Below are 24,602 nucleotides of genomic sequence, written 5' to 3'. Positions count from 1 at the left end.
TTTGTAGCACTAGCTCATATCACTTGAATTGATAGAACCTCAACCCCGCGTAAATAGCGGGGTTGAGGCTCCGGGACAATCACTTGCCCGTCAGGAAACGGAAGTCCGACGGTGAATCAAAGTCGAGCTTTTGCACCGTGTCGCCGAGCAAACCGGTTTTCGGATCGACTTTAACCGTCACAATCTGATTGCTCTTCTGATTGGCAATCAGCATGAACTGACCGCTTGGGTCGAAGCTGAACTCACGAGGCTCCAGGCCTTCAACCGAGCGACGCTGCACTTCGCTGAGCTGCCCTTTCGCGTCGATGGCAAATACCAGCAACTGGTTGGCTTCGCCGCGATTGGCCACGTAGAGGTACTTGCCGTTTGGCGAGGTGTGCAAGCCACCGGCACCGACTTTCTGCTGCTGGTCCTTGTTCTTCAGATCCACCAGTTGGGTCTGCTTGAACACTCCGTCGTGGTAATCGAACACCGCGACCTGCGCGACCATCTCAAGGGTTAACCAGGCGCGTTTGCCATCCTGACTGAACAACAGATGACGCGGGCCACTGCCTGCCGGCAATTGCACGGTCGGCGTTTTCGCCGGCTGCAAAGGCTTGGCACGCTTGCCGTCGTAGCTGAACACCAGCATCTTGTCAGCGCCAAGATCACTGGTCACCACATACTTGCCGTCCGGCGTCGGGATGGCCGAGTGCACATGGGAAGACGCCTGACGCTCCGGATTGACCTTACTTGCACCGTGATTATTGCTGACCTGAACAACGTCGGACAGCTTGCCGTCCTGGCCAACCGGAATGACTGCCAGCGCACCACCCGGATCGGGTTGCACGGCATAGTTGGAAACGAACAGAAAACGCTGGTCCGGGCTGAGGCTGGAATGCGTCGGCTCATCGCCCTGGCTCTTCACCTGGTTGATCGGCGTGACCTGGTGGGTCTTGGCATCAATGGCAAAACTGCTCACTTTGCCGACCACATCTTTGCCGCCAGGGCCGTTTTCGTTGACGACGAACAGGTGGCGCTGATCTTTAGACAGCGTCAGCCAGGACGGATTGTCAGTCTTGATCACTTGCAACGGTTTGGCATCCAGCTGGCCAGTCTGGCTGTTGAACCGGTATCGATAGATACCTTCGCTGGCGGCCTGGGTATAAGAACCAATCAGTACATCGTATTCAGTCATGCTTTGCGCCTGTATCGGGAAAGCGCTCATTGCGCCGGCCAGTGCCAGCCAAGGCAGAAATGTACGAGTCATGGGCAGAGCCTTCTTTTTTCAGGTTGTTATTGGGCGCCATCGACGCGCGAACAACGTCTAAGACACTGCTTTGCCCTGATTGGTTTTATGCGGATCAATCCTCTTGCACGTCTTCATCGTCGTCTTTGGTCGGCGTGAACGCTTCGAGGCACTTCATGCGGTAATCATGAGTGCCATCGCTGATCAGCCAGCACTGCTGAGCTTCATCGAATGTCGCGGCGTTGACCTGCTCCATGGTGAACCGCCAGGTCTTGCGCTCGCGACCGTCCATGCACTCGAGGGTGAGGAAATCGCCCAGAAAGAAATCCCAGGCATGCAGCCCGTCAATTTCCAGCATCGTGGCGTCTTTCAGGGCTGCACTCATCGTCGTCGGGGTGGTGGTCATGGCAGTCTTCGTCTGTGTAAAAGCGCGAATGATAGGCCAAAACCACCTGCAAGTTTAAGCAGTAGCTTCAACGGCAGCCGATGAGGGTTTGTCGTGGGTGGTCTCGCGCACATAATACCGGTTCGGAATCCCCCAGATAATCAACGCAGCGGCCAGGACGCAAACCGCGCACAGGACGTAGAGCGCAGGCGTCGCCGCACCGGTCAGATCCTTGACCCGGCCGACCATGAACGGCGCGATGATCCCGCCCAACTGGCCGATGGAGTTGATCAGCGCGATACCTGCCGCCGCTGCAAGGCCGCTAAGGAAGCGTGGCGGAATGGTCCAGAAAATCGGCATCCAGGCGATGATGCCAGTCATGATCATGGTCATGCCAACCATCAACGGCAGCAATTGCCCTGGAAGCAACGCGCAGACCAGATAGCCCGCCGCCGTCAGTAATGCGCAAGCTGCCATGTGCCAACGGCGCTCACCGTGTCGATCAGAGCTGGCACCGATCAGCAGGTTGCCAACTACCGCGCCCACATAGGGAATCACCGTCAGCCAGCCAATGGTCATGGTATCGGCAACGCCTGCGCTTTTGATCAGTTGCGGCATCCAGAAAAGCAGGCCCGTCAGTGCCATGACCAGACATAGGTAAATCACCGACATCACGTAGGTGGTCGGATGTTTCCAGATGTCCTTGAAGCTTTGCGGCGTCTCGGGCTCGACTTCCCGGGCCATGCGCGCCAGCACGACTTTTTTCTCGGCGTCGTTCAGCCATTTGGCATCTTCGATGCGGTCGCAGACAAACCAGAACACTACGATACCGAGCAATACCGACGGCAGGCCTTCCAGCAAGAACAGCCAGCGCCAGCCCGGCATGCCCAGCACACCGTCGAAGTGGTTGAGGATCAGCCCGGCAATCGGCCCGCCAACAATACCGCACAGGCAGATCGAACTCTTGAAGTAGGAATTGACCCGAGCGCGGCGGTTACTTGGGTACCACTGGGTGAAGAAGTACAGCACGCCAGGCACAAAGCCCGCCTCCATCACACCAATCAGAAAACGCAGGGTGTAAAACCAGAACTCGGTCTGCACGAACATCATGCACGCGGAGGTGATGCCCCACGTGACCATGATCCGCGCGATCCATACCCGGGCGCCGATCTTGTGCAGGAGCATGTTGCTCGGCACTTCGAACAGGAAATAGCCGACGAAAAACAGGCTGGCCCCGAGGCCATAGACCGTCTCGCTGAAACCCAGATCGCTCTGCATCTGCAGTTTGGCAAAGCTGATGTTGACGCGATCCAGATAGGCAAACAGGAAGCAGACAATGAACAGCGGGATGATCCGCCAGTTCACCTTGCGGTAGATCTTGTCCTCGAAAGCGTCCGCATCGAACGATTCGACTGGCGCAGTGTGGGTGGTCATGTGCGCACCTCCTTGTTGTTATTAGTGGGTGTCGAACTTAAATGCGATTTGATCCTGTGGAATGAACCCTGTGGGAGCGAATTTATTCGCGAAGAGGCCAGTACATCCGCAGCCTCTTTATCGACGAAAAAAACGCCTTCCCGAATGAATTCGGTCCCACAGGGTTAAATCGCATTCCAACGGAGCAAGCCCCTCACAACTTTCCAATCCCGCCCGGCAAAAACACGGCTTCGGTCTTCTCGATCCCGTTCACCAGCGGCTTACCGAACTCTGCCTGGCTGATCTGAAACTGATCCCCCGGCTGAGTGCGCACGCCATCGGCAAAGGACAGGGTCGCGGTGCCGAAGAAGTGCACATGCACGTCACCCGGACGCAGGAACTGGCTGTATTTGAAGTGATGGTATTCAAGGTTTTCCAGGCTGTGACACATGTTGGCTTCACCACTGAGGAATTCCTTCTCCCAGAGCACTTCACCGTCACGCAGCACCCGACTGGTCCCGGCCAGGTTCTGCGGAAGCTCGCCAATGCGCAGCTCGGGGCCAAAGGAACAGGCGCGCAACTTCGAGTGGGCTAGATAGAGGTAATTACGACGTTCCATGACATGGTCGGAGTATTCATTGCCGATGGCGAAACCCAGCCGATACGGCTTACCGTCATTGCCGATCACATACAAACCGCTAAGCTCGGGTTCTTCGCCGCCGTCTTCGGCGAACGGCGGCAGTGAAAAAGCTTTGCCGGGGCGCACGACGATGCTGCCATCGCCTTTGTAAAACCATTCCGGCTGTACACCCGCCTGCCCGGCTGCTGGTTTGCCCCCCTCCACGCCCCATTTGAAGATGCGCATGGTGTCAGTCATCGAGGCTTCATCGCCCGCCTGCTTGTGCATCTTGTCCCGGGCAGAAGCACTGCCCAGGTGAGTCAGGCCGGTACCACTGATCAGCACGTGCGAAGGATCGGGATGGTCCAGCGGCGGCAGGATGCGCAGTTCCTGCAACAATTGCGCGTAATTATGGCTGTCGCCCAGGCCCTGTTTGTCGACTTGCTGCGCCAGACCGATCCCGGCGTCGATAGCGGATAACGCCAGATCACGCACACTCTGCGCGCCCTGCACTTCACGGATCAGATCACCGTCGACCAGACCGACGCGGCGCTGGCCATTGCTGAGTTCGAATTGCACCAGGTTCATGGGTTTCTCCTTTCAAAATTCACTAACGCACCTTTCGGTAGGAGGCAACTTATTGGCGAAATGCAGAATGCGGTGTGTCAGGCACGCCGCCTCGCGAACAAGTTCGCTCCTACCGTTATTAATCAAGTGCGGCTGCGAGCACTGGCGGCGAAATCGCTGGCGGGCAGCACATGCTTACGCTCCAGCAAGTGGTAAACCACGCCGGTCAACACCAGCCCAAAGACCATTACCCCGGACAGGAAGTACAGGCCCGAAGCCAGGTTGCCGGTGTATTCCTTGAGCGCGCCGATCACGAACGGACCAATGTAGCCACCCAGATTGCCCACCGAGTTGATCAGGGCTATCCCCGCCGCCGCACTGGCACCCGCAAAGAAGCGGCCCGGCAAGGTCCAGAACACCGCAGTGCAGGAAAACAACGCGAAGGCCACCAGGCACAACGCCGCCAGTTGCGCGACAGGCAAGGTCAGCCAGGCACTGAGGAACAGCCCCATCGCACCCAGCACATAAAGGACGGCAAGGTGCCCGTACCGGTCGTTAAGACGGTCGGAACTGCGCGGGATGATCAGCAAGCCGATGATGCCGAAGATGTAAGGCACCGAGGACACGAAGCCGGTCACCAGATCAGTACCGCCAAACTGTTTGATCAGCGTCGGCAGCCACAGGCCAAGGCCATAAATGCTCAAGGTCACCGGCAGGTAAAACAGCGCCAGCAGCAGGACGCGTTTGTCCTTCAGGGCGTGCAACGGATTGCCGTGACGCGTCTGACCGTACTCCTCCAGATCCTTTTTCAACTCGCCGGTGAGCCAGTCCTTCTCGGTCTGGTCCATCCATTTGACTTGTTGCGGGCCGTCCGGCAACCAGCGCAGAACCGGCCACGTCAGCAGAATGGCCGGGGTGCCGATGACGATAAACAGCCACTGCCAGCCATGCAGACCGAGCACGCCGTCCATGCCGAGCAAACCACCGGACACAGGACCGGTGATCATCATCGCAATCGGTTGGGAGAGGATAAACAGCCCGAGGATCTTGCCGCGATGGCGAACCGGGAACCACTGCGTGATGTAGTACAGCACGCCCGGAAAGAAGCCCGCCTCGGCCGCGCCCAGCAGAAAGCGCATCACATAGAAGCTGTGCGGCCCCTGCACGAAGGCCATGCCAATGGTGATCGCGCCCCAAGTGATCATGATCCGCGCGAACCAGCGACGGGCACCGAAGCGTTCAAGCATCAGGTTGCTGGGGATTTCGAACAGGAAGTAGCCGATGAAAAACAGCCCGGCACCCAGCCCGTAGGCCGCATCGCCGATACCGATGTCCGCGCCCATGTGCAACTTGGCGAAGCCCACGGCGGAGCGGTCCACATAAGCGATCAGGTAAAGCAGGATCAGGAAGGGAATCAGTTTCAGGGTGATGCGGCGAATAAGCCTGAGTTCCTGGCTCATGTGTGCGATCTCCAATTGTTCTTGTTATGGAGTGGAGATCGCCTCTGGCCTGAAGCATTTGCATGCTGCCGCCACGGTCGTCCCTCACTGAAAATCGACTATATAGTAATACTATTTAGCTCACAACTCTTCCAATGTAGCGAATTTGCGCTTAACTTAACCATCATAAAAGCCATTAAGTCTTACAATAAGAGAGCCGAGCATGTCTGATTCCGATAAAAAACCCCTGCGTTCTGCCCAATGGTTTGGTACTGCCGACAAAAACGGCTTCATGTACCGCAGCTGGATGAAGAATCAGGGCATTGCCGATCACCAGTTTCAGGGCAAGCCCATCATCGGCATCTGCAACACCTGGTCGGAGCTGACCCCCTGCAACGCCCACTTCAGACAGATTGCCGAACACGTCAAACGTGGTGTGATCGAAGCAGGCGGCTGGCCTGTGGAATTCCCGGTGTTCTCCAATGGCGAATCCAACCTGCGCCCCACCGCGATGTTCACCCGCAACCTGACCAGCATGGACGTCGAGGAAGCGATTCGCGGCAACCCCATCGACGGTGTTGTGTTGCTCACCGGCTGTGACAAAACCACCCCCGCTCTGCTGATGGGCGCGGCCAGCTGCGACGTGCCCGCCATCGTCGTGACCGGCGGGCCGATGCTCAATGGCAAGCACAAAGGCAAGGACATCGGTTCCGGCACCGTAGTCTGGCAGATGCATGAAGCCTATAAAGGCGGGCAAATCACCCTCGACGACTTCCTCGCAGCAGAAGGCGGCATGTCGCGCTCGGCGGGTACCTGCAACACCATGGGGACCGCATCGACCATGGCCTGTATGGCCGAAGCCCTCGGTACTTCCCTGCCCCACAACGCAGCGATTCCGGCCGTGGATTCCCGGCGTTACGTGTTGGCGCATATGTCCGGGATGCGGGCTGTGGAGATGGTCAAAGAAGACCTGCGTCTGTCGAAGATTCTCACTAAGGCCGCGTTCGAGAACGCCATTCGGGTCAACGCGGCCATTGGCGGCTCGACCAACGCCGTCATCCATTTGAAAGCCATCGCCGGACGCATCGGTGTTGACCTGGAGCTGGACGACTGGACCCGTATCGGTCGTGGCATGCCAACTATCGTCGACCTGCAACCGTCCGGCCGCTTCCTGATGGAAGAGTTCTACTATTCGGGCGGCCTGCCCGCCGTACTGCGGCGCATGGACGAGGCCAGCCTGCTGCCTAATCCGGACGCCTTGACCGTCAACGGTAAATCCATTCGCGAGAATACTCAGAACGCGCCGATCTATGGCGAAGACGAAGTGATCCGCGCACTGGACAACCCGATCCGCGCTGACGGCGGCATTTGTGTGCTGCGCGGCAACCTGGCGCCGCTAGGTGCAGTGCTCAAGCCTTCGGCTGCTACCGCCTCATTGATGCAACACCGTGGCCGCGCAGTGGTGTTCGAGAACTTCGACATGTACAAGGCGCGGATCAACGATCCGGATCTGGACATAGATGCCAACTCGATCATGGTCATGAAAAACTGCGGACCCAAGGGTTATCCGGGCATGGCCGAAGTCGGCAACATGGGCCTGCCAGCCAAACTGCTCGCCCAGGGCGTGACTGACATGGTGCGCATTTCCGATGCCCGCATGAGCGGCACGGCTTACGGCACGGTGGTTTTACACGTGGCCCCCGAAGCCGCTGCGGGTGGCCCGTTGGCGGTGGTGCAGGAAGGCGACTGGATCGAACTTGATTGCGCCAGCGGCCGCCTGCATCTGGACATTCCCGACGCCGAACTCGCCGCCCGCCTTGCCGACTGGCAGCCACCTCAACAACAGCAACTGTTGGTGGGTGGCTATCGCGAACTGTACGTGAAGCATGTGCTGCAGGCTGATCAGGGCTGCGACTTCGACTTCCTGGTGGGCATGCGCGGGGCTGAGGTGCCAAGGCATTCGCATTGATGAGCAGCACATACCGGTAGGAGCGAACTTGTTCGCGAGGCGGTGTGCCTGAAAAATCGCGTCAGCCCCCTCGCCAACAAGTTGCCTCCTACCTGAACGGCTTGACACAGCGCTACCCGGCAGGAGCGAACTTGTTCGCTCCTGCCGGGCCCCGTACGCCTCGGACTTCCCCGATGCTATGATGCCCCGCACTCATCGCTCAGGATCGACTTGCGTCCCCATGGATTACCGAAAGCCTTCCGACCGCAAAAGCATGCACGCCCGCATTGTCCAGGAGCTGGGCATGCAGATCGTTTCCGGACGTTTCAAACCGGATGAAAAGTTGCCTGCTGAAGCCCTGCTTTGTGAGGAATACGCTGTCAGTCGACCAGTGTTGCGCGAAGCAACCCGGGTGCTGGTGGCCAAAGGTCTCGTTTACTCGCGCCCGCGGGTCGGCACTGTGGTCAAAGCCCGTCGTGAATGGCATTTGCTCGATCCGGATGTGTTGCACTGGATCATGCAGTGCACGCCACAAAATGAATTCTTCAATCTGTTGACCAGCGTCCGTGCCGTCATCGAACCCGCCGTCGCCGCCCTCGCCGCGCAACATGCTACCGACGAGGAGATCGCATCAATCGGCGAGGCTTACCAGCGGATGGAAGCTGCGCCAACACCGGAAGCGTTGCTGCAGCCTGACCTGGACTTCCACAGCAGGATTGCCGACGCAACTCACAACGATCTGCTCGCGCACCTGTGCAACATGCTCTCGCTGGCCTTGCGTGAAGCGCTCAAGCACTCAAACCAGCGCCCTAACCTGCATGAGCTGGCGTTGCCGCGTCACAAGGCAATCCTCACCGCCATCGAAAACCGCGACGCCCTCGGCGCACGGCATGCAACGCTGGTGCAGCTTGATGATGCGCGCAATGCGTTGAGCGTGGTGCTGGGGCGGGAGTTGGGGTTGTAACACTGCTCCTGTAGGAGCTGCCGAAGGCTGCGAAGCGGTATGTCTGTTACATCGCCTTCGCAGCTTTCGGCACCGCCTACAGTGGATGCATTGATCTCAATGTGAAAACAGTGAATTCCCCACCTTGCCCGCCATTTTCTCAGGCTTGATCAGGAACCGCGCCAGAGCGGGAAGCAGCCACAGTGCGCCGAACATGTTCCACAGCAGCATGAACGTCAGCATCAGGCCCATGTCAGCCTGGAACTTGATTGCCGAGAAGATCCAGGTGCATACGCCAATCGCCAGACACAGACCGGTAAACAGAACGGCTTTGCCGGTGGACTTCAGAGTTTCGTAATACGCCTCCTGCAATGGCAGTCCTGCGCGCAGGAAGCTTTCCAGACGGCTATAGATGTAGATGCCGTAATCGACACCGATCCCCACGCCCAACGCCACCACCGGCAAGGTTGCGACCTTGACGCCGATGCCCATGAACGCCATGAGCGCGTTGCCTAGTACCGAGGTCAGCACCAGCGGCAAGACGATGCACAGTGTCGCCGCCCACGAGCGGAAGGTGATCATGCACATGGCCGCCACGCAGATGTAGACCAGAATCAGGATGGTCAACTCGGAGCGTTTGATCACTTCATTTGTGGCCGCTTCGATACCCGCGTTACCCGCTGCCAGCATGAACTCCAGGCCTTCACGATTATTCTCCTTGGCGAACTCCTGCACAGCATGCACGGCGCGGTCCAGGGTTTCTGCCTTGTGGTCGTTGAGGAAGACCAGCAATGGCGCCAACGAACAGTCGTTGTTGTACAGGCCGTCCGCCCGGGCAATCGAGCTGTTGAGCACGTCTTTGTTGCGCGACAGGGCCTCCCACTTGAGGTTGCCCTCGTTCATGCCCTTGATGACCTGCTTGGAAACCGTCACCAGAGAAATCGCCGACTGCACGCCCGGCGTGTTCTCCATCTTCCAGGTCAGTTCATTGATGGCTGACATGGTCGGATACGCGGAGCAGCCTTCTGGCGGCGTCTTGACCATTACCACCAGCACATCAGAGCTGGTGGAGTAGTGGTTGATGATGAAACTGTTGTCCTGGTTGTAGCGTGAATCGGGACGTAATTCCGGTGCACCCTGGTCGAGGTCGCCAATTTTCAGGTTCTGGCTGTACCAGAGACCGCCACCGAAGGCGATTAACGCCAGCACGATCGACACCGGAGCGACTTTGGCGCTGGCAAAACCGGATAGCAGGCGCCAGAAGGGATGCTCGGACACCGCGTCCTTTTTGCTGCGGTTGATTGCCCTCTTGCTGATCCCCGCGTAGGAAATCGCCACGGGAAGCAGGATGAGGTTGGTGAAGACGATGACCGCGACACCAATCGACGCGCCAATCGCCAGCTCGCGAATAACGCCGATGTCGATGATCAGCAAAGTGATGAAACCCACCGCATCCGCCAGAATCGCGATCATGCCTGGCAGAAACAACTGGCGGAACGTACGCCTCGCTGCAGTCAGGGCGTTATCGGCATCACTGGACTGCAAGGCAATACCGTTAATTTTCTGCACGCCGTGAGAAATGCCAATCGCAAAGATCAGGAACGGCACCAGCATCGAATACGGGTCCAGACCAAAACCTACAACGTGCATCAACCCCAATTGCCAGACCACCGCAATCAGGGTGGTGCTTAACACGGCGATAGTGCTGCGAATACACCGGGTAAACCAGATCAGCAGCACGAGGGTAATGACGAAGGCCACACCAAAGAACAGCACCACCATCAACAGGCCGTCGATCAAGTCGCCGACTTTCTTGGCGAAACCGACGATATGGATCTTGATGTTGGGGTTCTGAACTTCGTACTTGTCGCGAATTTTCTCTTCCAGTTGATGAGAAAACTGCTGGTAGTCCAGCTTGAGCAGCGTGCCCTGATCCGCCGGGTCCGGGTAGGACTCGAGCAGCGGAACATCAACGATGCTCGACTTGAAATCGTTGGCCACTAGCCGTCCGACCTGCCCGGACTTGAGTACGTTGTTGCGCAACTGATCGAGACTGTCGTCCGAACCGTCATAGCTTTGCGGGATGACCTCACCACCGGCAAAGCCCTCTTCCGTCACTTCGGTCCAGCGTACGCTGGGGCTCCACAGGGATTTCAGACCAGAACGATCGACGCCGGATATGTAGAAAACCTCGTCGTTGATCTCCCGCAGGGTTTCCATGTACTGCTTGGAAAATATGTCGCCGTCCAGCGCTTCGACCGATATCCGCACCGTGTTACCCAGATTGGCCAGATCGTTGCGGTGCTCCATCATTTTCTGGATGAAGGGGTGATCCAGCGGGATCATTTTTTCAAAACTGGTGGAAGGCCGAACCAGCGTCGCCTGCCAGAACAGAAAGATGCTGACCAGCAGACAGATGAAGATGACTGCCGGACGATTATTGAAAATCAGACGCTCAAGAAAGGTTTCCTTGCCGCTGCTGTGCTGCTGAGTGTCGTGCAGATTACTCATGCCGAAATTTCCCCGCCCTGATCGTTCTTATTGTTGGCTCGACTCGGCGCCCGTCGGCGAGGTGACGCGTACGCCTCCTTGTCCAACCAGAATCAGATTGCCCTGTGCATCAGCCGTCACCCCGGATAAAGAAACCCGGTCAGGACGGTTGTAAACCTTGAATGTCAGGCCGTCGTCGGCGCTGCGCATCACACTGCCACCGTTGCCCACCAGTACAAGCGAGCCATCTTCCAGTTGCGTCGCATTGGACAGACCAAACTCCAGCGGCCCCCGCGCAGCCTTTAACTCGATAGGCTCCCAGGTGTCGCCAAAGTCAGCGGAGCGGTAGAGATTGCCACGCAGCCCATACACCAGCAGCGTGCCGGGCTGCCCGGTGCCAATCGCGCCAAACAACGATCCCTGGTACGGCCCTTCAAGCTTTTCCCAGGACTCGCCATCGTCTCCAGAGCGGAACATCGCCCCCGCTTCGCCGACGACAAACAGGCCGCTATCGGCAACATGGGTAATGCCATTGAGGTGATACTGATCTTCGTTGTCGAGGCGGTCGCTGACGTCTTCCCAGTGCTGACCGCCATCCACGGTCGTCAGCAACATACCGTAAGCACCGACTGCAAAACCGGTGGTGGTGTCCTTGAACCACACATCCAGCAGCGGTGCCTCGCGCGTCAGGTCTTCGAATTGCTTGACCCATGTGGTGCCGCCATCGCTGCTGGCCAGGACTTGCGCGTCATGCCCCACGGCCCAGCCGTGCTTGTCATCAACGAAATACACAGAGGTCAGGAGTTGCCGGGTTGGCACTTTGGCCTGAACCCAGGTTTTGCCCTGATCATCTGAATACAAAATGTGTCCACGCTCGCCAACCACCACCAGTCGCGCACCCGCATGGGCTACGTCGAGTAGAAGGCTGCGCGAGGCCTTGGCAGATTCGATGGAGTACAGAGTGCTCTGAGGCGAGTCAGGGTTTTGGGTCGTACTTTCGGTGGCCGCCATTGATGGCATGGCCAGACTTGATAAAGCCATGATTGCGCACAGCGACCAGGCTGTCGCCAAGGGCTTGCCCATTCGTAATGCCAATGGCTGTCCGACTGCCGAATCCCCACCGGACTGTGTGCGCCGATTTGCAGGCTCACTCATGAAGCGTCCCCTTTCCATTATTTTTATTAGGCGACTTTTATCAGAAAGCCTTGGCGAAGCGCTCTAGCCTTGGACTTCTGGAAGCCGACCTATCCTATCCAGCTTTGGAAACGCATGACAATCGACATATAGTTATCTTTGGTCGAGGCCTCTTGTGTGATTGGTGGATTATCAGTTGGGGTGATGCAGGCCTGGAACCCTCTCCCCTGCAGGAGCTGCAGAAGGCTGCGAAAGCGCTGGGTCAGATAAATCGACTCGCAGCCTTCGGCAGCACCTACAGGGGATAATTCATTGCCAGTGTAGGCCGGGTTTGACGGTTCGGCCTGCAGGAACCCAAGAAGATCGTAGTCCTGACGGCGCAGGTGCCGTGAACGCACCCGCCGCAATCCACTGGGACCGGATTAACGCCATAAAAAAGGGCCCGCCGCTTGCGCGGAGGGCCCTTTCATCAACCGGTGTTTTTACTCGGCGAGGCTTTTGCTTACCACTTCGAACACGTCGCTGGACAGCTCACCCGAGTCACGGATGCGTACCAGTTCGGCCTTCATCAGTGCCTGACGTTTGCTGTCGTATTTGCGCCAGCGGGTCAATGGTGCCAATTGGCGCGAGGCGATCTGCGGGTTGAAGCCATTGAGCTGGATCACCAGATCGGCCAGGAAACGGTAGCCGGAGCCGTCCGCAGCATGGAAGTTGATCAGGTTCTGGCCAGCAAACGCGCCAATCAGCGCACGGACCTTGTTCGGGTTCTTGATGTTGAATGCCGGGTGCTGCATCAACGCCTTGACCCGCTCAAGACCGCCAGGCAACGGGCTGCCTGCCTGAACGCTGAACCATTGATCCATGACCAGCGGGTTGTCTTTGAAGTTCTCGGCAAACACCGCCAGCGCCTTGTCCTTCTCGGCGGTAAACGGCGAGTTGACCAGCACCGCAAGGGCCGTCAGGCGCTCGGTCATGTTGTCGGCGGTATCGAACTGCTCGATAGTCGCGGCCAGCACTTCCGGTTTCTGACTGAGCATCAGGTACGACAGGGCAATGTTTTGCAGGGCGCGACGGGCGAAATGCTCGGCTTCAGCCACGTATTCAGTGGCTTTCGACACCTTGCGATTAGCCGTGTAGCGCGCCCACAGAGCGTCGAAAAGGCTGTCGGCAAGCTGTTTGCGCACGAACTCGCGAGCGGCATGGATAGCATCGACGTCAGCCACTTCACTGATTTCGGTCAGATAGGCTTCACCCGGCAAAGAAAGCATTTCGGCAATCATGGCCTGATCCAGCGAAGTATCAGCCAACACCGTACCCAGCGCAGTAATCAACCGCTGATCGAGTACCAGCGGCTGGCCTTTCTGATGCTGCCCAATCAATTCCTGCAGCACCTGCACCGACAGTTGCTGGCCCGCATCCCAGCGATTGAAGCCGTCGCTGTCATGTTGCATGAGGAACATCAACTGATCGCGGTTGTACGGGAAGCTGAGTTTCACCGGGGCCGAGAAACCGCGGAGCAGCGACGGCAATGGCTGTTCGGCGATGTCCACAAAGGTGAATGCCTGCTCGGCTTCGGTGACGGAAATCACCCGCGTGTTGCCAGCGGCAGCGTCTTCGCCTTGCAGGCGCAACGGAATTTCACCGCCCTGCTTGTCCAGCAAGCCCAGTTCTACCGGGATCACGAACGGTTTTTTGCTCTCGCCAGGCTGACCCGGTGTGGTCGGGCAGCTCTGGCGGAAGGTCAGGCTATAGGTTTTGGCAGCGCTGTCATAGGACTCGCTGACCGCCAGACGCGGCGTACCGGCCTGGCTGTACCAGCGTTTGAACTGGGTCAGGTCGACGACATTGGCGTCTTCCATGGCCTTGATGAAGTCGTCGCAGGTGACGGCCTGGCCGTCGTGACGCTCAAAGTACAGATCACTGCCTTTGCGGAAGCCTTGTGCGCCGAGCAGCGTATGAAGCATGCCAACGACTTCCGATCCCTTTTCGTACACGGTCAGGGTGTAGAAGTTGGAAATCTCGATGAAGCTGTCCGGGCGCACGGCGTGGGCCATCGGACCGGCATCTTCGGCGAACTGGTGGGTACGCAGGTACGCCACGTCCTGAATGCGCTTGACCGTGGCCGAGTTCATATCTGACGAGAAACCCGCATCGCGGTAAACCGTAAAGCCTTCTTTCAACGACAGCTGGAACCAGTCACGACAGGTCACGCGGTTGCCCGACCAGTTGTGGAAATATTCGTGGGCGACGATGGCCTCGACCCGCTGGTGCGCGGCGTCGGTGGCGGTTTCGGCGCGGGCCAGCACGGCGCTGGAGTTGAAGATGTTGAGACCCTTGTTCTCCATGGCGCCCATGTTGAAGTCGTTCACAGCGACGATCATGAAGATATCCAGATCGTACTCACGACCGTAGGCTTCTTCATCCCAACGCATGGACTTTTTCAGGCTGGTCATGGCGTGCTGGCATTTGTCGATGTTTTCCGGCTCGACATAGATACGCAGGGTCACCTCGCGGTTGCTCACGGTGGTGAACTTGTCTTCGACGCACCACAAATCACCAGCCACCAGCGCAAACAGGTACGCCGGTTTCATGAACGGGTCTTCCCAAGTCGCCCAGTGGCGACCGTCATCTTCCGGCCCGCTGGCAATCGGGTTGCCGTTGGAGAGCAAGACCGGGAAGTTGTGCTTGTCGGCGCTCAGGGTCGTGGTGAACTTGCTCATCACGTCCGGACGGTCAAGGTAATAGGTGATCTTGCGGAAGCCTTCGGCCTCGCACTGGGTGCAGAACATGCCGCTGGACTTGTACAGCCCTTCCAGTGCGGTGTTGGTTTCCGGATGGATACGCACGCTGGTGTCGACCGTGAACGACTCGGCCGTAGGGTGCAGGGTCAGGTGGTCCGGGGTCAGTTGGTAATCAGCAGCGCTCAGTTCGACGTCGCCCAGCTTGACCGACAGCAGTTCCAGCAACTGACCGTCCAGCACCAGCGGCGGCAAACCCGCGCCACGCTCGGGATTGCGGCGCATCACCAATTGCGCGTGAACCAGCGAGTGGTCATCGAACAGCTCGAACGTCAGGTGCGTTTCGTCGATGAGGTACTCAGGGGCCTGATAGTCCTTCAGGTAAATCATTTGCGGTTGTTCGGTGCGCATGATGAGTCCTCTTACTGATGCACGGCGAGCTGATAAGCCGTGTATTTACGAATATTGATCACGCCGGTGTCGAAGATCAGGTACTGGCCCTTGATCCCCAGCAATGTGCCTTCAGCGATCGGGTTCTTGTCCAGATTGAAGCTGACGATCTTGGTCGGGTACGCCTCTACGGGGTAGCGGATCTCGATCGGTTCGACGTCATGCAGCATTTGGATGGCCTGCAAGCCAAATCGTTCTTGCAGCCCGGCCAGGCCTTCGGCGCAACTGTCGAACAGTTGCTGGCGAATGGCGGCCAGGTCCACAGGCTGTGCGTCGCCTTTGAGCAACGCCCGCCAGTTAGTGCGGTCGGCGACCTGGCTGCGCAACAGGTCTTCGACGAAACCGGATTGCTGGCGGGTCGCAACCCGCAGGATCGGCAACGCCTGACTGGCGCCCTGATCCAGCCAGCGGGTTGGCAACTGCGTGGCGCGGGTAATGCCGACTTTGACGCCCGACGAGTTGGCCAGGTAGACCACATGATCGGTCATGCAGAATTGCTCGCCCCACGCCGGATCACGACACGTGCCGTGCTCGTGGTGGCACTTTTCCGGACTCATGATGCAGATGTCGCACTGCGCCAGCTTCAGCATGCACGGGTAGCAATAACCCTGGCTGTAGCTGGACTTGGTCTTGCGTCCGCAATGGCTGCAATGGATAGCGCCAAGGAACTCCAGACGGACTGTTTTGCCAATCAGCGGGTTGACCGGAATCTCCGTGTCACCCAGACGAAACGCATACTGCACCGCCGACGCGTCCAGACGCGCCGACATTTTATTAACGGCTCCGCGACCAATCTCAATCAATGGATAGCATCCGACTTGAACAGGATATTCGGCACGGTCGTGGACTTGGACGCACACTCCTGCGGGCCCATGTAACCGATGCGCTGGTCTTCCGGCAGGTTCTGCACTTCCCAGGCAATCAAGGCCTGCAAGGACAACTCACGCTGTTCCTGAGTCAGTTTGCGGCCATCGGACCATTTCCCGATTTCCACAGCCAGCTTCAGGCTTTCGTAGATGTCCGGGGTGATGTTTTCAATCATTTCGGCAAAAGAGGACATAGCGCACTCCTGACTCTTAATTAACCAGCATTCAAAATCAGGCTCTGACCCGGGCAATTGCCCCGCCAATCAGACCTGTTAAACAACCCATGATCAGCCCGCCGACATGGGCACCGTTGGCGATTTCGCCAAAACCCAGCATGCTGACCAATCCTGAAAGACACAGCACCAGCCAGGCCAGCATCATCACCAGCACACCGCGCGGTAAACGATAGATGGGGTTGGGTGCCAGCAATTGAAAGATCCAGCAATGACCCAGCAGGCCATACAGAACGCCGGACAAGCCACCGAACAGGCTGGCACCGCCGAACTGATATTGAATGGTGTTGGAAACTGCACTGAACAGCAGGGTCAGACCGAGCAGATGCAGGCTGCCCTGACGCCATTCGATACGGCGGCCCAGCTCCCAGTACCACATTGCATTCATGGCCAGATGCAGGATGCCGAAGTGAATCAGCATCGGCGTGACGATTCGCCACCATTGACCGGCGGCCAGGCTGTCGCCGGGCGGTAGAAACGTGGCGTACTCGCCATGCACGCGAAAATCGAGAAACGTCAGCCAGCGCACCGCGTCAAGGTTCTCCCCCAGCAGCGTGATCGCGCCAACGATCAATGAAGCCAGCAGCACCAGCGTGGTAACCGGGCTCTTACGCAATTGCTGAACAAAACCGGGCCGTGGAGCCTTGGTACTCTGCTCGCCCGGTGGCAGCTGATAATGCTCGTCGCCTTCCGGGTATTGCTGATACAGAGCCCGGATATCGTCCGCCAGTTGCGGCGTATCCGGCACCCATAGCACTTGCTCACCCGCCTCTTCGCTAACCCGGTGAGGCACGCGCAGGCGATTCAACAAACTGACGAAGCCACTCAGGTCGGTGGTCAACGGCAGACGTAATACAGCAACAGGACTCATCAAACAGCCTCGGGACGTTCAACATCAACCCAGACGAACTTGTCCGGATCAATGCAGGTTTCCTGGTCAAGCCGGTAGGCGACCAGTTTGCCGTAGAGCACGGCGCTGTAGTCCAGGCAGGCCAGGTTTGGCCGGATCGGAGCAGGGATGCCGCTGCGCCAGTAATGGCCGACAAACAGCATCGGTTCATCGGCGCCGTAGCGCAGCAAGGCATTCTTTTCAGTGGTGGACAAGGGCGTCTTGGCCACGCCTTCAGGCAATGCGTCGGGCTGGAACACCACGTCACCGTAGGTTTGCGGATCGTCTTCCCAGAACTTGGTGCGGAAAAACTCGCGAGTAAGGCCATCACCGCCGGTCAGCGTTATGCCATGAGGCAGCCGCATGTCCGTGCCACGCAGTAAACGGTCAAAGACCGCGCAGGCAAAACTGCCCTGCACCGCCGACGCCTGAACGAACTGCTGATTGATGCAGCCGCCGCCATGCATGGTGATCAGCGGAGTGATCAGGCTGGCATCCCAGCAGGCATGCACAACCCGGAAGCGTCCGGCATCCATGAACAGTGGCAGCTCGTAGAACCAGTCGACGAACTCCTTCCACTCATCCGGATAGTGTTCGAACTGGGTCAGAGTCTCGCCCATGAGTTTGCTGTGACGCAGCGAGTGCTCGCGTACGAACTGCTTGCCACTCTCCGGCGGGGCCGGGGTGTGCCAGCCCAGCGCGTTGAACTCATGGTTACCCATGATGCACAGCGCGTGACCCGCCTTGACCATGTCACGCACGATATGCAGCGATTCGCGAATCAACGGGCCGCGGTCAATGATGTCACCGAGAAATAACGCGATGCGTTCAGGATGGCGCCAGACGCCCGCCTGAAAGCGATAACCCAGCACGCTGAGCAGTTTCTCCAGCGTATGGGCACAACCATGCACGTCACCGATCAAATCGTAGCTACGCGCGGGATCGAGCATCAGTCGCCTCCACCACCAAGTCGGCTACCCCAGCCAAGCTTGGTGCGACAGACTTCATAGTAGTTGTGATCAAGGGGGTGAATCAGACGCAGCTTCTGCGATTTCTTGCTGACCGTGATGGTGTCGCCCGGTGCGCAGGTGAAGTGGTTCTGGCCGTCGCACGAGACCTGCGGATAAATCGTCATGTCCTTGGACACTACGATTTTCAGCTCGCTGTTGCCATCAACCACGATAGGTCGACCGGACAAGGTGTGCGGGTACATCGGCACAATGACGATCGCATCCAGCTTGGGATGCATGATCGGCCCGCCAGCGGACAGCGCATAGGCAGTTGACCCGGTAGGCGTGGCGACGATCAGGCCATCGGCCTTCTGGCTGCACACAAACTGGCCGTCGATGTAGATCTCGAATTCGATCATCCGAGTCGACTTGCCGGGATGCAGCACGACATCGTTGAGCGCGTCGCCCTGACCGATGGCTTCGCCGTGACGGCGGACTTCGGCCTGCAACAGGAAGCGGTTCTCGACCAGATAATGGCCATCGAGCACTTCGGCGACTTTGACTTCCAGCTCGTCAGGGCGAATATCGGTCAGGAAGCCCAGGCTGCCACGGTTGATACCCAGCACCGGCACGTTGTGTTTGGCCAGCGCACGGGCGGCACCCAACAGGCTGCCATCACCACCCACCACGATGACCATATCGCAGACTTCGCCGAGCATCTTGCGCGATGAGGTTTGCAGGCCATGGCCGGGCAAAACCTCGGCGATGGTGTCTTCCAGAATGACGTGCAGGTGCCGTTCCAGCAGGAATCTCTTGAGTCGGCGCACGGTATCGAGCACCTGAACACTGCCCAGGCGGCCGATGATGCCGATATTACGAAACTGCTCCATGGGGCTCCTGCGGGGTTTGATGCGGCTTAAAGACAGGGATTATGGGCGAAAGGCCGGGGTAGCGGCAATTGATCGTTCCCGGATGTTCACCCTGTAGGAGCTGCCGAAGGCTGCGAAAAGGTCGGAACGACCTTCCACAGGTCTGATTAAACGCCCGGTTCCCGGCCGATCGCAGCCTTCGGCAGCTCCTACTTTGACCAGTGACTGCCAGTTAAGGCTATCCTGCGCCCATGACTCTTTTTCCCAGCCTCACCCACCTGCCCCGCCAGTTACGCACGCCACACGTGCGGGATCTGGCGTGGGTGATTCTGGCGCCGCCGATGCTGGAGCAGACGCCGTGGCCCCAGCGCCATCCGCTGACGGCCAGTGACTGGGTGCGGGAGCCGCAGCAATTGGCGGATTTTCTGTTCCTGCTCGATCAGGACAGCCGTGCCCTGCTCCACTGGCTGGCATTGAGCGCAACCCGTCGGCTGGGCGTGTATTACGAGCGTTTATGGCAATTTGCAGTGGCTCAGGCGCCCGGTGTCGAAATGGTTGCAGCCAACCTGCCAATTCGCAATGGCGGACAAACCCTGGGTGAACTGGACATGTTGCTGCGCGATGCCGACGGTGTGCACCATGTGGAGCTGGCGATAAAACTCTATCTAGGTCCGCAACAAGGTAACGGCAGCGATTCGTCGCAATGGCTGGGACCAGGCTGCCATGATCGACTTGACCTCAAACTTGCCCATCTGAGCCAACATCAACTGCCGATTTCCGCACGGCCGGAAAGTCGTGAGCTACTTGCCGCACTGGGTATAGAAACGTTCGATGCCCAACTGTGGCTTGGCGGCTATCTGCTGTATCCGTGGCCCGGCCAGACTGATTCTCCGCAAGGCGTCCATCACCAGCACTTGCGGGGCAGTTGGCTGCATCAAAAGGATTGGCACGCATTTGTCGCGCAACGGCCCGAAGGCCGCTGGCAGTTACTGCCTAGACACGCCTGGCTCGCACCCGCCCATTACCCCGAAGCCTGGACAGATTCGCAGTTGCAAGACTGGCTGACTCAGCTGGATCCACTGGCCCCGGCGCAACTGTTGGTAAGAATGGTGGAAAACGGCAGCAGCGAATGGGAGGAAGCCGAACGGGTGTTTCTGGTTTCCGACATCTGGCCAAGGCTGGGTGACACGAGCAATACGATTCAATCCATTACGTTACCTGTGTCGCCCGCATGATCCTCAAGCGGCTTTTTTAGTGCGCGGCAGCAGAATCGCCATGATCCCCAGCAGCGGCAGGTAGGAACACAGGTTGTAGACGAACAGAATGCCGTGGCTATCCGCCAGATAGCCCAGCAAAGCCGCGCCAATACCACCAAAGCCAAACATCAGGCCGAAAAAGATCCCGGCGATCATGCCGACATTACCCGGCACCAGCTCCTGGGCGTAGACCACGATGGCGGAAAACGCCGAGGCCAGAATGAAGCCGATGATCACGCTCAGAATGCTTGTCCAGAACAGATCAGCGTAAGGCAACGCAAGGGTGAACGGCGCAGCGCCCAGAATCGAGAACCAGATCACCGCTTTACGGCCGATCCGGTCACCAATCGGCCCACCAAAGAACGTGCCCGCTGCCACTGCACCGAGGAACAGGAACAGATACAGCTGGGAGTTGGCCACCGACAGGTCGAACTTCTCGATCAGATAGAAGGTGAAGTAACTGGTGATGCTCGACATGTAGAAGAACTTGGAAAAGATCAGGAATGCCAGCACGACCAGTGCGCCAGTGACCCGGCCTTTCGACAAGCCATGGCTCGCGGCCTGACCTTGTTTGAGCTTGAACAGGCTCAAATGCGCGCGGTACCAGCGGCTGATCGCGTACAGCAATCCAACGGAAAACAGCGCGACCAGCCCGAACCAGGCCACATGCCCCTGGCCGAAAGGGATGATGATCGCCGCCGCCAGTAACGGGCCGAATGCCGAGCCGGTATTGCCGCCCACTTGAAAGGTCGACTGCGCCAGGCCGAACCGCCCGCCTGAGGCCAGCCGCGCAATACGCGAAGCTTCCGGGTGGAAGGTCGAGGAGCCAATGCCGATCAGGGCCGAGGCCAGAAGAATCATCGGGAAGCTGCCCACCACGGCCAGCATCAAAATGCCAATCAGTGTGCACAGCGAGCCCACCGGCAGCACCAGCGGATTGGGATGACGGTCGGTGTAATAACCCACCCATGGCTGCAGCAATGAAGCAGTGATCTGGAACGTCAGGGTGATCAATCCAACCTGAGTAAACGTCAGGCCGTAACTTTCCTTGAGCAGTGGGTAGATCGACGGCAATACCGCCTGAATCAGGTCGTTAACCAGATGCGCCAGTGCCACAGCACCAATGATGCGCATGACCAGCGGACTGCTGGTACTGGAAGGCGTAGGGGTTGCAGCGGGAATTGCACTGGTGGGGGAGTTACTGACGTCCATGGAGTTCATCCGCGAAGCTATTGGATGTGCCACGACCTGGATATTGCAAAATATGTCAGCGGCACAAGGTCCGCCAATGTGCCATTTTTTGGGGCATGGCCGCTACATATTGTTGCGTAGAATGAACGCGAAATCTGATTTTGCATGACCGCATCCTGCCTCCCTTGCCGGGCGGCAAACATTGGACCTGTAGGAGCTGCCGAAGGCTGCGATGGCAGTGTGCCTGGATAAATGCTTCGCAGCCTTCGGCAGCTCCTACAGAAAATGCATTTCAATTCAGTCGCTGTATTTTCTTTTACAGCAGCCAGTCAAGCCGTGGCCCCAACAGCCACGCCCTTCTCCCCCGTCGGCACGTCATGCAGCGATATCCGCGAGGTTTCCGGCAGCGCCAACCCACCTGCCAATGCCAACAACGCAATCGCGATCAGGTAAAACGCGGGTGACAGATTACTGCCCGTCGTGGTGATCAACCAGGTTGCCATCAACGGCGCGGTACCGCCAAAGATCGTGTAAGCCATGTTGTAGGTGATTGCCGAAGCGGTATAACGAGTGCGGGTCGGGAAGGTTTCCGAGAGCAGCGCCGCTGTCACCACACCACACAACACTGCACCGACCGCCAGCAACATCACGCCGACAATAGAGGCAGCGAACGAACCGGAACTGGCCATCAGGAAAGACGGAAAGACCACCACGATCAACAGCGCGCAGGCCGTCATGACCGTCTTGCGGCGCCCCACCTTGTCGGAATACAACCCGGCCAACGGGCAGATCGCTGCCGCAAACAGCAACGCAATCAACGACACCAGCAACGCCGTCGCCCGGCTGAGACCACCCGCGACTTGCAGGTAGGTGGCAAAGTACGTGGTGAACATATAGAACGACAGCGCCGTCAGTGACACAAACGCACCCAGGCAGCAGATCGCCGCGCCGTGGTTGCGCAGGGTTTCCTTGAGGGGCGAATGGGCGACGTCATGTTCCTGGGTCACTGCCTGGAACGCCGGTGTTTCGTCCAGTTTCCAGCGCAGGTACAAGCCGACCAGCCCCAGCGGTGCAGCGATCAGGAACGGCAAGCGCCAGCCCCAACTGCCCATGGCCTCCGGGGAAAGTGATGCCTCAAGGGCGTAGGCGACGACGGCTGCGGCAGCGAACGCAGAAAAGGTCGAGACCGGGACAAAACTGCCATACCAGGCTCGCTTGTCACTGGGAGCGTGTTCCATGAGGTAGGCGCAGGCACCGGCGTATTCACCGCCTGCTGAAAAGCCCTGAGCGCAGCGAATCAACGTCAGCAGAATCGGCGCCATCACGCCGATGGCGGCGTAGGTCGGTAGCAGACCAATCAAGGTCGTGGCAGCGGCCATCAATAAAATGGTCATTGCCAGAGTGCGTTTGCGGCCAATCCGGTCGCCGAGCATACCGAAGAAAATCCCTCCCAATGGCCGGAATGCGAACGCCACGGCGAACACCGCGAAGGTTTTCAGCAGCGCAGCGCTGGCATCGCCACTGGGGAAAAACTGCTGGGCGATCGCAGTCGCCAGAAAGCCATAAACGGCGAAGTCGAACCATTCGACGAAGTTGCCGATGGCGGCGGCGACAATCACTTTTCTCAGCGTTTTGGGGCTGACTTGTTCCGTAGCGGCGCTTGTCATGCTGGACCTCGACATTTCATCAGGAAGCTATCGATTATCGGGACAGTCGCTGAAGCGGCTTACTCCAAAAGTGTCATCCGCATAGTCAGGACCGACCCCACCGTGGTTCGACAGCGCATGATTCATGCCAAAGGCTTTAAATCAAAGCTTACAAGCCCATCGCCCGACGACTTTGCAAGCCGCCGGTGTGGACGAAAATCAGCCGGGTGCCCGCCGAAAAACGTCCGGCGAGCACCTCATCGTGCAGGGCCAGCAGCGCCTTGCCGGTGTACAGCGGTTCGAGGGGAATACTGCTTTGAGATTCGCTGGTGGTGATGAAATCCAGCAAGTGGGGGTCGGTTTTGGCGAAGCCGCCACGGGAGGCGTTGATGAGGATGTAGTCATCGGTAGGAGCGAACTTGTTCGCGAGGCGGTGTGTCAGGCTAGACGCTTCGCGAACCAGTTCGCTCCTACCGGTTTTGCGATGGGCCAGAATTGCTGTGACATTCTGCTCAACCCCATGATCATCAGGTACTGCCATGGCGCCATACACTGGACGCGCGCCCTGCTCGGCCAACACCAGTCCAGCCAGCGTCGTGCCCGTCCCGGCGGCCAGCCACCAACCGTGGTAACTACTCCAGCCCATGACGCTCAGTTGGTCGTGCACCATCTCCAATAACTCCGCGCAACCAAGCGCGCCGGGCAAACCTCCGCCGCCTTCCGGGACCGGATAGAAATCAGGGTATTGCTTCAGCCACGACGGCCAGAAGTCCGGTTCATTCCGCGCGCGATAACCACCATAGCCCAGCCAGTGCAGGTGCATACCGAACGCTTGCAGGTCCACGGTGGTGGGCGTTTGCACAGGATGACCGCGCAACAAGCCGACCGTCGCGAAGCCAAATCGCTTGCCCGCTGCAGCCAAGGCATGCAGATGGTTGGAATGCGCGCCGCCAAGGCTGATGACGCCATTGGCGCTGATCTCACTGGCGGCCCTCAGGTGATGAGCAAGCTTGAACCACTTGTTGCCGCTGATCAGCGGGTCGATGAGGTCAAGACGCAGGACCGCAACCTCGACCCCGGCACTGGCGAGCCAAGGCAGGTTCAGCCGCTGGAGGGGAGCGTTGGGTTGCCAGTGAATGGGGGCGATAGACACAAGGAAGGGACCGCTGGATGAAGGGCGGGAGTTTAGCATTGGCTGCGATTTAACTGATTAAGCATAAACCCTGTGGGGGGGGGGGGGGGGGGGGGGGGGGGGCCGACGGGGGGGGGGGGGGGGGGGGGGCGGGGGGGCGTGGGGGGCGGGTCGCGCCCCCCCCGCACCAGCGGGGCGCAGGCGCACACCCACGCA

Annotated in this window: 20 protein-coding genes; 3 read left to right on the top strand and 17 right to left on the bottom strand. The window is 58.6% G+C overall.

All coding sequences use genetic code 11. The features are described 5' to 3' along the window. Positions 1-79: 79 nt before the first annotated feature. From ACYASS_RS12685 to ACYASS_RS12665, 5 genes are all read right to left on the bottom strand, one after another. Complete coding sequence (locus ACYASS_RS12685) at positions 80-1,249, bottom strand: lactonase family protein (protein WP_463586385.1); 1,170 nt, start codon at positions 1,247-1,249, stop codon at positions 80-82. A 94-nt stretch (positions 1,250-1,343) separates the two neighbouring features. Next, positions 1,344-1,634: a DUF5629 family protein gene (locus tag ACYASS_RS12680; RefSeq protein ID WP_463586384.1), complete on the bottom strand. Its 291-nt coding sequence runs from the start codon at positions 1,632-1,634 to the stop codon at positions 1,344-1,346. 54 nt (positions 1,635-1,688) lie between these two features. After that, the gene (locus ACYASS_RS12675) at positions 1,689-3,047 is read right to left on the bottom strand and encodes an MFS transporter (RefSeq protein ID WP_463586383.1); all 1,359 of its coding nucleotides are present in this window, start codon (positions 3,045-3,047) and stop codon (positions 1,689-1,691) included. Positions 3,048-3,240: 193 nt separating this feature from the next. Beyond that, complete coding sequence (gene araD1 / locus ACYASS_RS12670; protein ID WP_463586382.1) at positions 3,241-4,233, bottom strand: AraD1 family protein; 993 nt, start codon at positions 4,231-4,233, stop codon at positions 3,241-3,243. Between the two features lie 122 nt (positions 4,234-4,355). Continuing rightward, positions 4,356-5,672: an MFS transporter gene (locus tag ACYASS_RS12665; RefSeq protein ID WP_463586381.1), complete on the bottom strand. Its 1,317-nt coding sequence runs from the start codon at positions 5,670-5,672 to the stop codon at positions 4,356-4,358. A 202-nt stretch (positions 5,673-5,874) separates the two neighbouring features. Here ACYASS_RS12665 and ACYASS_RS12660 point away from each other — a divergent pair, with 202 nt between their 5' ends. Together ACYASS_RS12660 and ACYASS_RS12655 are read left to right on the top strand one after the other, a co-directional pair. After that, on the top strand, positions 5,875-7,620 hold the full coding sequence (locus ACYASS_RS12660; RefSeq protein WP_243247664.1) for an IlvD/Edd family dehydratase: 1,746 nt from the start codon (positions 5,875-5,877) through the stop codon (positions 7,618-7,620). 220 nt (positions 7,621-7,840) lie between these two features. Continuing rightward, a complete protein-coding gene (locus ACYASS_RS12655; protein ID WP_087265582.1) occupies positions 7,841-8,563 on the top strand; it encodes a FadR/GntR family transcriptional regulator in 723 nt (240 codons plus the stop codon). A 96-nt stretch (positions 8,564-8,659) separates the two neighbouring features. Here the strand turns inward: ACYASS_RS12655 and ACYASS_RS12650 are convergent, their stop codons facing one another. The 9 genes from ACYASS_RS12650 to ACYASS_RS12610 form a co-directional block, all read right to left on the bottom strand. Beyond that, positions 8,660-11,053 (bottom strand): efflux RND transporter permease subunit, encoded by a 2,394-nt coding sequence (locus ACYASS_RS12650; protein WP_463586380.1) that lies wholly within the window; start codon positions 11,051-11,053, stop codon positions 8,660-8,662. A gap of 27 nt (positions 11,054-11,080) precedes the next feature. Further along, positions 11,081-12,187 carry a WD40/YVTN/BNR-like repeat-containing protein gene (locus tag ACYASS_RS12645; protein ID WP_463586379.1) on the bottom strand — a complete coding sequence of 369 codons (1,107 nt, stop codon included), beginning with the start codon at positions 12,185-12,187 and terminating at the stop codon, positions 11,081-11,083. 89 nt (positions 12,188-12,276) lie between these two features. Beyond that, entirely contained in the window at positions 12,277-12,564 is a 288-nt protein-coding gene (locus tag ACYASS_RS12640; RefSeq protein WP_463586378.1) for a hypothetical protein, read from the bottom strand. A gap of 84 nt (positions 12,565-12,648) precedes the next feature. After that, positions 12,649-15,315, bottom strand: coding sequence for an aminopeptidase N (gene pepN / locus ACYASS_RS12635; protein WP_463586377.1), 2,667 nt, complete (start codon positions 15,313-15,315; stop codon positions 12,649-12,651). A gap of 11 nt (positions 15,316-15,326) precedes the next feature. Beyond that, positions 15,327-16,157, bottom strand: coding sequence for a DUF2797 domain-containing protein (locus tag ACYASS_RS12630; RefSeq protein ID WP_205504999.1), 831 nt, complete (start codon positions 16,155-16,157; stop codon positions 15,327-15,329). Next, the gene (locus ACYASS_RS12625; RefSeq protein ID WP_027902009.1) at positions 16,154-16,414 is read right to left on the bottom strand and encodes a YeaC family protein; all 261 of its coding nucleotides are present in this window, start codon (positions 16,412-16,414) and stop codon (positions 16,154-16,156) included. Before ACYASS_RS12625 ends, ACYASS_RS12630 begins: the two co-directional genes overlap by 4 nt. Positions 16,415-16,451: 37 nt before the next feature. Beyond that, the gene (locus ACYASS_RS12620; protein WP_463586376.1) at positions 16,452-17,324 is read right to left on the bottom strand and encodes a rhomboid family intramembrane serine protease; all 873 of its coding nucleotides are present in this window, start codon (positions 17,322-17,324) and stop codon (positions 16,452-16,454) included. Further along, positions 17,324-18,292, bottom strand: coding sequence for a metallophosphoesterase (locus ACYASS_RS12615; protein WP_463586375.1), 969 nt, complete (start codon positions 18,290-18,292; stop codon positions 17,324-17,326). The genes ACYASS_RS12620 and ACYASS_RS12615 overlap by 1 nt, the downstream gene beginning before the upstream one ends. After that, positions 18,292-19,182, bottom strand: a complete 891-nt coding sequence (locus ACYASS_RS12610; RefSeq protein ID WP_122664886.1) for an NAD(+) kinase — start codon at positions 19,180-19,182, stop codon at positions 18,292-18,294. Before ACYASS_RS12610 ends, ACYASS_RS12615 begins: the two co-directional genes overlap by 1 nt. Positions 19,183-19,412: 230 nt before the next feature. Between ACYASS_RS12610 and ACYASS_RS12605 the strand changes: the two genes are divergently transcribed. Further along, entirely contained in the window at positions 19,413-20,396 is a 984-nt protein-coding gene (locus ACYASS_RS12605; protein ID WP_463586374.1) for a DUF1853 family protein, read from the top strand. A gap of 3 nt (positions 20,397-20,399) precedes the next feature. Here the strand turns inward: ACYASS_RS12605 and ACYASS_RS12600 are convergent, their stop codons facing one another. From ACYASS_RS12600 to ACYASS_RS12590, 3 genes are all read right to left on the bottom strand, one after another. After that, positions 20,400-21,629: an MFS transporter gene (locus ACYASS_RS12600; RefSeq protein ID WP_463586373.1), complete on the bottom strand. Its 1,230-nt coding sequence runs from the start codon at positions 21,627-21,629 to the stop codon at positions 20,400-20,402. Between the two features lie 308 nt (positions 21,630-21,937). Next, positions 21,938-23,275: an MFS transporter gene (locus tag ACYASS_RS12595; RefSeq protein WP_463586372.1), complete on the bottom strand. Its 1,338-nt coding sequence runs from the start codon at positions 23,273-23,275 to the stop codon at positions 21,938-21,940. 148 nt (positions 23,276-23,423) lie between these two features. Continuing rightward, positions 23,424-24,446 carry a 1-aminocyclopropane-1-carboxylate deaminase/D-cysteine desulfhydrase gene (locus ACYASS_RS12590; protein ID WP_463586371.1) on the bottom strand — a complete coding sequence of 341 codons (1,023 nt, stop codon included), beginning with the start codon at positions 24,444-24,446 and terminating at the stop codon, positions 23,424-23,426. Positions 24,447-24,602 lie beyond the last annotated feature (156 nt).

The sequence above is a fragment of the Pseudomonas sp. HP_14 genome (genome assembly GCF_055283875.1).
The sequence above is the reverse complement of the archived record's forward strand: the minus strand, read 5'-3'. Positions and strand labels throughout refer to the sequence as shown.